The sequence below is a fragment of the Candidatus Tiamatella incendiivivens genome, from assembly GCA_015522635.1.
GTDB lineage: Archaea > Thermoproteota > Thermoprotei_A > Sulfolobales > Acidilobaceae > Tiamatella > Tiamatella incendiivivens.
Genome location: WALW01000019.1, coordinates 180,942 through 194,945 on the forward strand (window position 1 = coordinate 180,942; position 14,004 = coordinate 194,945).

9 protein-coding genes and 1 tRNA gene are annotated in these 14,004 nt (G+C 41.1%); 6 read left to right on the forward strand and 4 right to left on the reverse strand.

Annotated elements, in window-relative coordinates:
- Positions 1-98: 98 nt before the first annotated feature.
- Together F7B60_04250 and F7B60_04255 are read right to left on the reverse strand one after the other, a co-directional pair.
- Positions 99-176, reverse strand: a tRNA-Glu gene (locus F7B60_04250).
- Positions 162-641 (reverse strand): hypothetical protein, encoded by a 480-nt coding sequence (locus F7B60_04255; protein ID MCE4614723.1) that lies wholly within the window; start codon positions 639-641, stop codon positions 162-164. Before F7B60_04255 ends, F7B60_04250 begins: the two co-directional genes overlap by 15 nt.
- Positions 642-730: 89 nt before the next feature.
- Here F7B60_04255 and F7B60_04260 point away from each other — a divergent pair, with 89 nt between their 5' ends.
- The 3 genes from F7B60_04260 (at position 731) to F7B60_04270 (ending at position 6,280) form a co-directional block, all read left to right on the forward strand.
- Positions 731-3,016 (forward strand): iron ABC transporter permease, encoded by a 2,286-nt coding sequence (locus F7B60_04260; GenBank protein MCE4614724.1) that lies wholly within the window; start codon positions 731-733, stop codon positions 3,014-3,016.
- 11 nt (positions 3,017-3,027) lie between these two features.
- Positions 3,028-4,125, forward strand: coding sequence for an ABC transporter ATP-binding protein (locus F7B60_04265; protein MCE4614725.1), 1,098 nt, complete (start codon positions 3,028-3,030; stop codon positions 4,123-4,125).
- 79 nt (positions 4,126-4,204) lie between these two features.
- Complete coding sequence (locus F7B60_04270) at positions 4,205-6,280, forward strand: metallophosphoesterase (protein ID MCE4614726.1); 2,076 nt, start codon at positions 4,205-4,207, stop codon at positions 6,278-6,280.
- Here F7B60_04270 and F7B60_04275 read toward each other — a convergent pair.
- Positions 6,270-7,061, reverse strand: coding sequence for a hypothetical protein (locus F7B60_04275; GenBank protein MCE4614727.1), 792 nt, complete (start codon positions 7,059-7,061; stop codon positions 6,270-6,272). The genes F7B60_04270 and F7B60_04275 overlap by 11 nt on opposite strands.
- A gap of 93 nt (positions 7,062-7,154) precedes the next feature.
- On the opposite strand from F7B60_04275, the gene F7B60_04280 reads away from it, so the two are divergent.
- Complete coding sequence (locus tag F7B60_04280) at positions 7,155-8,759, forward strand: hypothetical protein (GenBank protein ID MCE4614728.1); 1,605 nt, start codon at positions 7,155-7,157, stop codon at positions 8,757-8,759.
- Here F7B60_04280 and F7B60_04285 read toward each other — a convergent pair.
- Positions 8,756-12,388, reverse strand: a complete 3,633-nt coding sequence (locus F7B60_04285) for a hypothetical protein (GenBank protein ID MCE4614729.1) — start codon at positions 12,386-12,388, stop codon at positions 8,756-8,758. The two genes, F7B60_04280 and F7B60_04285, sit on opposite strands and share 4 nt — an antisense overlap.
- A gap of 242 nt (positions 12,389-12,630) precedes the next feature.
- On the opposite strand from F7B60_04285, the gene F7B60_04290 reads away from it, so the two are divergent.
- Positions 12,631-13,404, forward strand: coding sequence for a hypothetical protein (locus F7B60_04290; protein ID MCE4614730.1), 774 nt, complete (start codon positions 12,631-12,633; stop codon positions 13,402-13,404).
- Positions 13,397-13,951, forward strand: coding sequence for a VWA domain-containing protein (locus F7B60_04295; protein MCE4614731.1), 555 nt, complete (start codon positions 13,397-13,399; stop codon positions 13,949-13,951). The genes F7B60_04290 and F7B60_04295 overlap by 8 nt, the downstream gene beginning before the upstream one ends.
- The last annotated feature ends 53 nt before the right edge of the window (positions 13,952-14,004 follow it).

Below are 14,004 nucleotides of genomic sequence, written 5' to 3' on the forward strand. Positions count from 1 at the left end.
TCCACGTATGCTTACTCTCCAGAGCTGATAGATGGTTTATACAAGCATGCAAAACCGAGAGACTATGGAGGTAGGAGAATGATCCTGCGCTCTTTTTGTGGTGCCGCGGCCGGGATTTGAACCCGGGTCACGGGCTCGAGAGGCCCGCATACTTGGCCGGGCTATACTACCGCGGCTTCCGGTGTATTATTTGATTCATCGAAGCCGGGTTTAAAATTGTTAACTGTTTTAGTTTCTCTACATCTTACATAGATTCTTACAGCTTCTATTAGTAGGAATATCTGGCTTATGTCAGGGTATGAGACTTTGTATACTCCTTCAACCGGGGGATGTTCAAGCGGATGCTGTTCCACTATGAGAAAAGGGTATACCGCTTTCTTCGTTGGTATATGAGATATTACTATGAGGTTCGTCGCTAACAATGTGAATGCTATTGTCAATGTTGCCCAGATCGGGGGTTTATCTTTTAGTAAGAGAATTGAGAGGTAAAGGAAGCTTAAGTAGAGAACAGCCCACCCTGCTCTTACGGGATCAGTTATCACAGCATAAGATACCCCCGGCACCAGCAGGGTTATCAGCACTATTATTTTTAGAGGATTAATTGTTGCAGCGTCAAAGCAAGCCTTGAAACGATCTTTCATCCAGTTCCCCCTGTTTGCTGGGTTAGGGGTTGATAGATTAATTTATAATTATGGTAGTTTCACACTGGTGAAACACGGGCTATCAGTTCATGAATGCTGGAGACGCTGCCAATAGGGATTGGAGGCTATCTGACAGGACACTATTCTACGGAGTAGCATATGGAGTTACTATTATAGTAGGATTCCTCTATATTTATGGGCTGGTTCCCTATGGGATAACCCTGATTATAGCATTCCTGTCAGGTCTATTCCTATCATTGTATAGGTGTAATAAGACTAAAACAAGACCTGCTGATTTCTATAGGTTTGATGCCAACAAACAGGTATACTTAATTGCTCTGTTAATTATAGTAATAGGGCTTCCTCTCAAAATATATGGGAGAGGAACATTTTACCTCTTAGAAATAATCTCCCTTACATATGCAACCGATGTTACTATAGGATTAGTTGACCATACTTTTGTATCAATTAAAAACTATCATGTAAAAAGGAGGGAAGAGAAGAGAATATGGGAGGAATATGGATTACGCTCAGTTCCATGGATAAAGAGAATAGACAAACTAATTGCTGTCTTTGCAACTTACCCTCTGATAATGATGACAGTATTCCTTTTAGTGCCTGTAACAATAGTAATTGTGAAAGCTTTCACACCTCCCACTGTAGGTCCAAGTGCTGGAGACCATTTGTATTGGTTGAAAATGGTTTTCACTGACCCTATTTATGTAAGAGAGAAACCCATAGGACAGTTTATTGCAACGAAAATAGTGGACGGAATGCCTGTACTTTATCTAGGGGGGGCTAGAGTTACATATAATCATGGCATATTGATTAACTCGCTACTTGTGGCTGTAACCGTAACTATATCAGCTACTTTACTAGGTCTTCTCATGGCATTCATAATGGCTAGATATAAGTTTCCAGGAAAATCGCTCTTCAGAATACTAGTCCTAGTACCGATGTTTATCATCCCATTCGCGAACGCCTTAGCAGTCAAAGCAATCTTTAGTTATGATGGGATAGGCTCGGTTATCCTACATGACTACCTTAAAATTCTGCCATGGAGAATTAACCTAGCAGGCCTGGCTGGAGTTATATTTCTCCAAATAATGGCTTACATGCCAATAGCTTATCTAAACATTTTCTCCTCGCTTGCTAATATAGATCCTAACTTAGAGGAACAAGCGGAAAACCTTGGAGCCAAAGGGTTTAAGTTATTTAGAACAGTCACACTCCCCCTAGCACTACCTGGAATAGCAGCTGGGGCAATACTAGTCTTCATATTCAGCTTAGAGGATCTAGCAGGTCCTATTGTTTTTAACGAAAGAAACCTCATCAGCTATCAAATATACGATAAACTCCTAGTATCGGCTGGTAAACCAACTATTCTACCTGAGATATCCACGCTGGCTCTAGTGATGTTAATGTTCGCGATACTGGGATATGCTATAATCAGGAGCTATGTTAGTTTGAAGCAATATGCAATGCTGTCTAAAGGAGGAAGAAGGCATCCGAGGGAAAGAAAACCAGGAATAGCGGGGCTCTTCTCGATTTATGTAGTACTTTTATCTATTCTAGCGTTCGCTTCAGTACCTCAGGTTGGAACTATTCTCATAACTTTTGGTTTGCTTCAACCAGATGGAAAACCAACATTGAGTCAGTTTACATTACAACATCTTGAACGGGTTTTGACAGCTCCTGACGTAAATATTTACATTAGAAACTCGATAGTCTATGCGTCGCTAGCGCTTGCTTTAATGCTAACTATAGCAATACCAGCTGCCTACGCTGTTTCACGTAGCAGGTCTAAGTTGATGAATATACTTGACGCTCTCGTAACATTACCCATAGCAATACCCGGACTAGTTGTAGCTGTAGGTTTATTCTTCTTCTACTCAACAGGCATATTCAGAGGAACACCTTTTGATCCTACAAGCCCTGAAACCTATAACCCGATGTATGTACTAGTCCTAGCATATGGTATAAGGAAGATACCGTTCGTAGCGAGAAGCTTATTTGCCGGCCTCCAGCAAACCCATGTAAGCCTAGAAGAGGCAGCGATGAATCTTGGAGCTTCTAGATCAAAAGTCCTCATAAGCATAGTGATTCCACTAATATTACTTAATATCCTAAGCGGAGTTCTACTCGGATTTATCTACGCTTCAACAGAGGTTAGCGTAAGCATAACACTCGGAGGAATGTCTGCTGATAATACGAAAGCACCACTTACATGGTTCATGAAGCAAACTAGTCTAGCCTCTGTTCAAGCGTCGTTCGACCTTGTATCACTTGGATTCGTCCTCATAATCATTCAGTTAATAGCTGTGGTGATTATCGTGCTTGGCTTACGTCAGAGTTACGCGTTTATATCGCTTTGAGGTGTTAGAAATTGACACTTGTTAGGATAGAAGGAATAACTAAAGTGTATGGACCGGTTATAGCTGTAGACAATATGACGCTTGAAATAGAAGACGGTGAATTCTTTACCTTCCTAGGACCTAGTGGATGTGGGAAAACAACTACTCTTAGACTTATTGCTGGATTCGAGTTTCCAGATAAGGGTAAAATATTCTTCGATAATAAGGAAGTTACATATCTCAGACCGTATGAGAGAAACACGGCTATGGTGTTCCAGAACTATGCACTCTGGCCTCATATGACGGTATTCGATAATATAGCCTACGGTCTTAAGTTAAGAAAAGTGTCCCGTGAAGAAATAAACAGGAAGGTTAAACGGGTATTAGAACTGATAAGGCTCGAAGGTATGGAGAATAGGTACCCCACTCAGTTGAGTGGAGGGCAGCAACAGAGAGTTGCCCTAGCTAGGGCACTCGTGGTTGAGCCCAGTATTCTACTTCTAGACGAGCCTCTTAGCAACCTAGACGCGAAACTCAGGCTTGGTATGAGGGAAGAGATAAAGAGAATCCAGAGGGAACTTGGCATTACAACTATATATGTTACCCACGACCAGGAAGAAGCCTTAACAATGAGTGACCGTATAGCAGTTATGAATAAGGGTAAGGTCCACCAAGTTGGAACCCCATATGAGATATATGCATGGCCTAGGGATTTATTCGTGGCCACTTTTCTCGGTAGAAGCAACCTTCTAAAAGGGACTGCAGTAAATGTTAAGGATGGCACTATTGAAGTTGACACTAGTCTCGGAAAAATCATCGGTGTCACCCATAGAGATTATGTCGATATGAGGATAAAGGAAGGAAGCACTGTTGGTGTAATAATTAGGCCTGAGTCGTTTACAATGGATCAGAAAAGAGGTAAGCAATACAATAAATTCACTCTAAATATTATACTTTCAATGTTCGCAGGCAGTAGAATAGAATTAAAGGGAACAGATGAAGACATCGAGCTCCTCGTATATCTACCTTCCAACACTGATATTTCAGGCAGGAAGTCCCTGGATGTTTATGTGGAAAGGAGTGAAACGTTAATACTTCCATGGGAGAAGGGCTTATTAAAGCAAAGCTAATCCTTTGCTTCCTTTTTAACTATCATTTTAATATTCCCCCAATTCACCATTAGCCACACGGAAACAGAGGTGCATCTCTGTGAAAAAAACAGCATTATCGTTCCTAGTAGTTGCTCTAGCAGTACTGTTCACATTACAAGCATATACGTTCACTCCCACAGTAGCATCTAGCACTATGCCCTTAGGATGGGAGCATCCGAGCCTTTTCAAGGATCTATTAACTGCATACACAGCTCATGTCAAACCCGGCGGCGAAATAGAGGTTCATTTAGCTGGAAACTATAATATACTGAGCGGCTATCTGTTCGCAGTACTGCTAAAGCAAACTGATCTGGTGACGATAAATAAAACAGTAGACATACATGTGGAAAACAATACTGTATACATGCATGTCCCGCAGGACACTCCTACAGGAGTTTATGACCTATTCATTAGAACAAGCACTGGGTTATATAGAATACCGCAATCGGTATGGGTTTCAAATGACTGTTCTATTCCTATCAGAATAGCCCACTTTACAGACGAGCATTTTGACTTACATCCTGACTACTATACGTCAGCAGCCATTCTAGCTAAGCTTTTAGGCGTGCAATTAGTTATAGGCACAGGTGACGCTACGGATACAGCATCAGAACTTCAGGCAAAACATTATGTAATGCACAGAAGCTCTTTCCTCTACGGCCTTCCAGTGGTCGAAACCCCCGGAAACCACGACTATGAATCCGATAACACTGGAACACCTTATTTCAAGAAATACATTGCTCCAGAATACTGGTATAAGAATTACTGTAACAAAATACTCATTATAGGACTTACAACAGGAAAAGAAAGGGACGTCATTACGAATCAGGAGCTGTATTTTACGAGAGAAGTCCTAGCAAACAATACGAATGTGCCTATAAAGATAATCGGATATCACCATCCATTCTTCTGGCACCATGGTAACGTTACATCAACATACAATAATCCAAACCTTGTAAACTACTTAAGCACCGGATTCTGGTACGGTAAGAACGCCAATATATCACTCGAATTCCTTAAACTCGTTGAGGAATATAAGGTAGAGCTAACACTACAAGGACACGTTCACAGTGATAGCATGGTTAACTTCACCAGCACAATGACAGGATACAAGACGTGGTTCGTTACAACCACGACTATAGGAGGTCCACACGCTCCTGAAATATACAATGGTTTCCAAGTAATAGACGTATACCCGAATGACACGGTAAAATTCCCGTTTGCTCCTCCAACCTTCAATGTACCGGTAACCCACAAGACTAATAGAGGAGTATACCCGAAGCTCTCAATACCAGTACAGGACAACTATCCGGAGCACTTCTATGCAAAATATTATTCCTACAGCTCTACTTTTGCAATAGAAATTGAGAATACCCTAGGCTACCTAAGCATATCTAGGCCAATACTGATAAGAGTTCCATGGACTCAGAACACGGTACCGAATTTCTACTTAACGAAGTACTCGACAACTGGGTCGATAAAAGTTTTGAATGCCACACTACCTGGTGATGGGTATCTATACTTGCTATTATCCACACACATCCCAACAGGTACTCATCTAATACTAGTAGGAACAACACAGGGTCCTGACAATACACCGCCAACAGCATCGATAAAGATGACGATACCTAGAACCCCTCAAGTAGGATCTACTCTAACAATGTATATTCAAGCATCCGACAGCGGGTGGGGAATAAAATCCCTATCAGCGACGTTAAATGATAAATCATTAGGTGTAGTGAAAAGCGGGAAATACTACCTGTTATCAACCAAGCTGAAACAAGACAGCAACCGTATAGTCCTAACAGTAGAAGACCTAGCTGGCCATAAATCTTTATACACAATAACTATAGCTAATGGCAAGGTAACAATGTCACCATTCACTCCCACCCAAACAACAAGTACGACAACAAGTACGACCAGTACGACTACAACTCAAACCAGCCAAACTCAGACTTCAACAACCACCACTAGAACGACAAGTACAACAAGCATGACAACCAGTGAAACAAGCTCCTCCAGCACAACGGCTAGTAAGACAAGTACAGTAACAGGAAGCTCATACACTATCTTATGGGTCTCGATAATAGTTGCGATATTAATTATTGCAGCAGCACTAGTCCTCAAGCATTAAAGAACCTGATATTCATATATACACCCCTTTTTTCTCTATAATCCTCTAGAACTGGAAGCCTCCTCCTCGCTTTTTGAATTTCCTGCATATCAATTTCCCCGAGAATAATGCTCTCTTTCTCCCCGGCTTCAATAATAGCGTCCCCCCAAGGATCTACAACGAGCGAATGGCCTGCGAATGGCTCCTGACAAACGCCGCTACCAGTCCTGTTGACAGCCACTAAGTATACTTGATTTATAGATGCCTGTGATCCTGTTACCATCCTCCATTGATGTAGTCTAGGCTTCCCCCAAGCAGCTGGAGATACGATAAGGTCTGCACCGCTTAATGCATATTGCCTAATTAGCTCTGAGAACCGGAGATCGTAACATATCGCTAGTCCTATTGTAAATCCCTTGTACTTAAATATAGACAGGTTACTTCCCGGAGTAAACACCTTGTCCTCATTGAATGGTTCGAATAAGTGGATTTTGTCATAGTATGCTATTATTCGGCCCATGTAAACAGCCAATGCTCTATTATACGATTTCCCCTCCACTTGCCATGGTATACTCCCTATTACTAAGCTTTTCGTCATAATAGAGAATCGTGACATTGCTTCAAACGCCATTTTCCGTTTGATTCCAGAATAGTCTTCTAGGTATCCACAACACCAAAGTTCCGGTAGAACAATTATATCTGGTGTAGCTGAGTATAGCATTCTAATAAACTTATAGGCCTTCTGTACATTAAATGCCATATCTCCGTCTTTAACTTCTATCTGTATACCAGCTACTATCATCCTAGTCACCTTACAACTCTATATATAATCTCTATTATTCAATCTTTTATGTTAACCGTTCCAGATTTACTGTAGTTAGGGTGCCTAATAGGGATGCATGGAAAAATCGTTGTGGTTACTGGTAAGCTTGCTATGGAGGAAGCAGAGAGACAGGTTGAATTACTAAATAAAGCTGGTTACAATGTGAAGTTAAAGGTATTCAATATTGACGTTGCAGTATTTATCAATGAAAAAAACCTGGCTAGCTGGATTAACAAGTTCTGCAGCGACTTGAAGGGCTCGGTAATAGTGATCCCAGGCGGATCTCACGTTAGATCAGATATCTTTTACACCCTACTCAGATGCAAGGACGTAAGAGTAGTTAAAGGCCCTATACATATCTCTGATTTGTATCATTACAGCACTGCAATACCCCTAGGTGATTGGATGCTAGATCATCCGGTTGACCGTCTTCACGAGTGTGAGAAAAGATCCTCTACCATGGGTGCTTACAGGAAAATGCTTTCAGAAAGCAAAGGGTTAAGGAGTGTTCATTCCAATATTGTCATACCAATAAAACCTCCTCCATTCATACCCATAGGAGAGTTGTACATTGATAGTTATTTTGGAAAGTACTTTGAAGACAAACTAGGCTGGCTTATTAACTCCGAGTTTCCAATTATAGTTGTAGGTTCACTTAGAAATGATTCAAGTGCCGTTGAAAAGGCAGTTAGAACTGTTGAAAAAGAAGGATTTAATGGAATATTAGGGATAGATTTGCCCCCATCCTGTAAGAGCATTAGATTAATAACAAATACTTCAGCCGAGCTGTTCCTTTCATTAAACTCTCATGCCTTTGGGAAGCTGGAAGAATGCATTAAAGCTGTTAGGAATAGTATTATGCCTGTTATAATTCCTAGCAACATCCGTGGAAGTAGAAGATCTAAACTATATTCCCTAGGACGTGGAGTGAAAAAAGCAGGCAACATAGGGTTAAGTAGAATAATATTAGACCCCATTATTTCCCCACCCTATTCAAACGCGAATACCAGTGTTTTAGATGCCTTACTAGTCTCTAGAACAGTAAATGAAAAATACGGGAAACCCGTTCTCCTAGGCTTATCTAATTATATAGAGCTTGTTGACTCTGATTCACCAGGCCTTGTTTTTAGTTTAGTTCAACTCGCCGTTGAAGCAAAAGCTTCTCTAGGCCTCTTCTCGGAGGAAAGCTATAAAACCCAGGGCGTTCTGCAAGAGGCGTTTCTCGCCGCTGCAATGAACTCTTATTCAGCTATGCATAAGATTCCGCCTAAAGATATTGGTGTGAATTTACTAGTTCTGAAAAGTAAAAAGAGAATTGAAAATAATATAACGGGTAGAGTGAAAGTCTTGGAAAGAGAAGGTGGGGAACAGCCTATAGGAGAATGGGATCCCACAGGGTATGTGAACATCATAGTCGATTACAAACGACGGCTCATCCTTACAAAAAAGAAAAAATGGAAGCACTGGATAGGAAGCACTGAGTGGAGACCTATAATCGATTATTTAATTGAAAACAACGAGATCTCGAGGATAGGGCACGCCTTTTATTTAGGCCGAGAACTATACAAGGCTACACTTGCATTAAAACTTAACAAAAACTACATCCAAGATGAGAGACTGTTCACAAAGAACTATCTAAAAGGACTAGAAAAAGAAGAAAAAGACTTTGAAATTTAAGGCCTCATCTTAGCGACTAGGTATAATGCTACTATTAATGTTATTATTATCAATATCATATTGATCAGACCATAGGTCTTTATTCCACTACCGGTCTTGCTACCTACAACACCCACTTTATTGGATACATCCTGTATCTCCTTAGATAAGTTATCACCAACAGTTGTTACCTTCTGAGCCGTATCGCTTGCACTCTTCTGTGCTCCGCTTGCCGCTGTAGCAGCATTCTGCGCTGCACTAGCTGCCTGCTGAGCCGCACTAGCGGCATTGCTAGCAGCTGTCTTAGCATCGCTCGCTGCACTAGCTGCCTGCTGAGCAGCTGTCTTAGCATCGCTCGCTGCACTAGCTGCCTGCTGAGCAGCTGTCTTAGCATCGCTCGCTGCACTAGCTGCCTGCTGAGCAACTGTAGTAGCATTCTGCGCTGCACTAGCTGCATTGTCTGCAGATGTCTTTGCTTCACCTGCCAGTGTAGCTACATTATTAATCATATTGCTGAGTGCTGAGTCAACGCTGACAACTGCATGATCTGTTGCTACACTATTGAAGTAGCCTCCAAATATGCTGGCTCCAGCTAGAGCGTCAACTACTAGTACATCATTAGCGGGATGGTGGTCGATTATATAGGATATTACTATTTCGCTAGTGGTCGGGTTCACATAAACTACTGGCCCAGCTGATAGATCAGTTATGTTTATTACCTTAACATCTCCGGGTCCATATATGAACCATAGTGTTAGATATTGGAACTGAGCAACACTCGCTGGCTGTGATAGCATAGGCACTTCTTCAGTCTTATACTCTAATAACAGCTTCACTGAAACATATATAGTGTCTCCAACAAAAGCATTAGGATCAGCTTTCACTGATATCTTGAACAGAGGCTTCTCACTTACTATCAAGCTGAAGGTTTGTGAACACGGTGATGAATATAGTTCTAACTGGAATACACCACCATCCCTTCCAGTTAACTGTAATAGATATGACGTGCTAATAGTCGTATTGAACGTACCATAGTCATCTGTAGTAGTAGATGCCAAGGAAGGACTTAGAGCAGGTACTAAACTATCTATCTCTACCGGTGAATTAGCGTCAAACCCGTATCCTATAAATGTTACATTTGCACCCGGTCTAGCTGTAACTGTTCCCGTTAACATCTGGTATGCACTGCTTCCTGACACTTTGTATCCTATTATACATGATATGTTGAGCGCGTAGCTTGAGTATTGATCATAATAGTAACTAGTGCTATTTGATTCATTAACGTATGCATAATAGTAGTCACTAGGGAGTGTTGGTACTTTTATAGCTAACTCTTTGTACCCTTGTACCAGATCTGTTGCGTTGAATGATGTAACCTTATAAAACATTCCGTCCTCTAAGTTTACATCAACCGTACCATTATCATACATGGGGAACCCTACGATCTCTACGTATGCCATTACATCACTCTTCTCTACGCCCTGTATGTACTCATAAGCCTCGTATGGATATACTGTCAAATCGTTTAGATAGGAGAATATTTCGAGGCTCGTTGTATTACCGAAGAACCTGGCTACATTGTCACCGTATGGCCATAGGAAGACTTTATCATTGCCTACACCGTATGCCACTGAATCTGCAGTAACGTTGCTAAAGCCTACATTATCTCCGGAGCCCTTAAGGCCGAATACGAATCCGCTTGCTAGTTTTGTCATGTTGATATCAGCTGGTAGCTTGACTACTAATGCTATCTCACCAGTTGTATCGTTCTTTACTTTGTATGCGTCAATCATGCCGTCTCCATTTGTATCAAGTCCCTGTACGTTGGTTAGAGTTATGAGAGCGTGTAAAGCGTTTGTTATGTTGCTCGTGTCATATGATACGAAGGGTGTTAGGTCTTCTGTTGTTATGAATCCGTATCCCTTGATTAGTATATAGTCTCCTGGTGCTAATTGCTGGCCATCAACCGTGTTCCCCATGAAGTAGCCATCGTTGTCCAGGTATTCCGCTGTTACGTATGGATATATCTTCATTCCCTGTGCGTCATCTACCCATGTCCTATATAATGTTCCTGTCACATTTACTCTGAGAATCGGGTAGAACATATTGCCTCCATATGGATGGTTAGCAACATATACCGTTGCAGTTAAAGTACCATCGCTGCCGACTTGTGATTCTGTTCCCGGTGTGTAGACTTCTGTACTAAATATTGTGAAGTTTTCTCCGTTCCATCCTGCTAGACATACTGTTGAGAAGTTAGCCGGATACGGTAAGTTGTGACCTGTTATTACGAAGAAGTCTCCGGGATTCATTTGGTTGCCAAGTATGGTGTCTGTACCTTCTACTATATGTGTCTCGTTATATTCTAGTGTAACTGATGGATATACTTTTAGAGGTGGTGCTTCATTCCAGTTTACTAGGTATACTACATAGGCTTGGTCAGACGTTTGGTTGAATACATAGTCAACTGAATAGCTTGCTGGGGTAGCAGCTGGATTCTCGAATTCGTCTGCTGTTGAATTATATGTGTAGTATGTTAACGTGCCAGTTATACCGTTTGATAGTTCACCCATTGCAAATACTGTGTTTGTATTGACTAGAGTGAGATTTAGGTAGCTTGTGGTTGTTAAATTCACTATTACAATATCGTTTGTTGAGTTAAATGAATTGTTGTAGTGTTCATCTTCTATTGGTGATATTTGGACTGTGTACAGGAGTTCCTGGAATTCACTATATGGGAATTCTACTCCTCCCTTAGTTTCGGTACCCGTTGCGTTCACAGGAAAGTCTTGTAATGTTTGTAGTGAGAACTTGACTTGTGATGTGCTTGTATTTACATATGTTGCATTGGTGTTGTAAAACATATCTGATTCATTATTGATGACACCTGATGGTGTTATTGTTATGTTAAATAGGTAGCGTGGGATGTTGTTTGGATTGTAAGCTTCTACTTGGTACTTTATCCAGCTAGCATCACCGGCAGTTAGGTTCAGGGGAGTGCCATCAGCGTGGAATAGCTGTATTGAGCCTGTTGTTTCATTTGTTGTTGCTGGTCCACCGTACCATGTTGCATTGAAGCCGGTGTATGAGAATTTTGTGTCTGATATCTGGTACTTACCGACTATAGTTTTGTTTGATAATGAGAAGTGGCCGTCCATAACTGCTACTGTGTTCTGATCGATTTGTATTTTAAGGTATACTGCTGAGGCGCTAGCATAGTTAACTCCAGTCATTTCTGAGACTTTGGCCCACCAGGAGTTGTCGGCTGGCAGTGGTAGAGAAACGATTAAGAGGTTTTCGCCGACTCCGCTAGTATCTAGTTTTAAATGCTCTGCATATGGTACCGTTAGATTAACACCATTTTCCGCATAATACTGGCTGTCATATATTAGTGGGACACTTGTACTACCTATTGAAGCGAATGCATTTGTATCCATGAATAAGTTTACTGCAACTGCTTGTGGATAGCTTTGCCTTAGTTTCTGAACATCTATTACGAAGAATAATTTACCGCCTACACTTGTTTTCTGCGTCAGCACTATTGCTTGTGAGCTCACTTGGGTCGCGGCTTCTGTATGGTATGCTCCTGCAGCCATACTTAAAGCTATAAGTAGCACGGCCGCGAGCATTAAGTGTTTTCTCCATTGCATGGCTTATACTCACCTTTACTTTAGTTTGTATTTGGTCGAATATGTAGTGGTGAAGCTGGCGGCTATTAAAGGGTTTTGATTGTGGAAACATTCACTTGGAATCCCCTATAGAAATCCAAGTCTGGAGAAAATAATTTAATTCTATGATGGGGATAATATAAATTAAGACCCTGTGATCGTTAGAGTCTAACCCGTCCATACTATATATCGGTTAATAAGGTAAGAGGATTAGGGCGGTATTAATGGTAGTGACTGTTGAGATTACCGGCATGTTAGAGGAGATCCTGGAAGCACTTGTAGCTGCTGGGCTTTATAATAATAAGAGTGAAGTTGTTAGAGATGCTATTAGACGTCTTGGAGAAAACATGGATCTAACCAATATTGCATTTAAGGTATATATGAATAATAAGGAAATGACTTTCACCAGAGCATTGAACGTTTCACATTTAGGTTTCAAGGAAACTATAGTTTACTTTATTAGACAAGGTTATGCACCCGAGTTAGGTGTTTTGCCTGAAGAAGAGGTTACGCGCTTGCATATATTGAAAGAAGAGGTTGTTATTGATTACTCTGTGCTAGAAGTATTTCTAGAAACAGGTTTTATCGAGCATCTCCCAAAGCTTTCAAGCACGATCAAGTTCATTGTACCAAAGTCCTTGGAAGATCGCGTAAGACAGCTTCCGTTGAGGTATGGGATGATGTATAAGAGGCTCCTGAGTCTTCCTGGTTTTCACGTAATCAAAGAGTCTGTATCGACTTCCGGGAAGGGTTGGTTGTCGGAGAGTGAGGCGGAAGCATTAAAGATCGCGGTGATTTATAGAATACCGGTGGTGTCTTGTGACATTAGGTTTAGAAAGGCTTTGAAGCTGAAAGGTGTAGATGTAATTCCAGGCCTTACTCTTGCTTACTTAAGTATTAAGAAGAACATTGTCCCTCAAAGTTTCTGGCCTATATTTATAGCTAGAGCAGCTTCTATACCCATACATGTACCTTCAGCGGTGGAAAGAATTGTATAATGTCGGGGAAAGTATTGTTATAATAATAGATGAAAGCTTAAGCATGATGAAAACTGATTTCAAGCCTAGGAGAATAGATGTTCTCCGCGAGTCGTTGAAGCCTTTTGTTAAAAGCCTTCTTGAACGGGAAGTACACACGCTGGTAGGTCTAGTAGGGTTCTACAAAATAGCTTATCCTATTACATATCTAGTAGATGACATCGAACTCCTTATGGATGCTTTGGAAACTGTTAAGATAAATGGTGAAGCTTCCGCGTCGGGAGATGCAGTAAATCTCTCTTCTCTAATACTCCTTTCAACTTCTCCTCCTGGATACAGTAAAAGAATAATCCTGATAACTGATGACACTTCTAATGCTGGTATTCCATTGTCTTTAATGGCAATGCCTCTGAGGACTAGTGGTATCAAAGTCGACGTCGTTGGCTTAGGTAAGCTTACTAAAAATGCTAGCGAAGATCTTGAGTCTCTTGCTTTATCAACAAGCGGCGTCTTTATTAGAGTAGAGAATAAAGAGAGCCTTCTTCCATCGCTGTTTAAACTTCTCTGAATTATATACAGCCAGTTGATAGATGCATTCCTCGTTTCATCATATTGTTATTA

Coding starts and splice junctions, on each gene's coding strand:
- F7B60_04255 (MCE4614723.1), bottom strand. CDS start 641: ATGAAAGATCGTTTCAAGGCTTGCTTTGACGCTGCAACAATTAATCCT.
- F7B60_04260 (MCE4614724.1), top strand. CDS start 731: ATGAATGCTGGAGACGCTGCCAATAGGGATTGGAGGCTATCTGACAGG.
- F7B60_04275 (MCE4614727.1), bottom strand. CDS start 7,061: ATGATAGTAGCTGGTATACAGATAGAAGTTAAAGACGGAGATATGGCA.
- F7B60_04280 (MCE4614728.1), top strand. CDS start 7,155: ATGCATGGAAAAATCGTTGTGGTTACTGGTAAGCTTGCTATGGAGGAA.
- F7B60_04285 (MCE4614729.1), bottom strand. CDS start 12,388: ATGCAATGGAGAAAACACTTAATGCTCGCGGCCGTGCTACTTATAGCT.
- F7B60_04290 (MCE4614730.1), top strand. CDS start 12,631: ATGGTAGTGACTGTTGAGATTACCGGCATGTTAGAGGAGATCCTGGAA.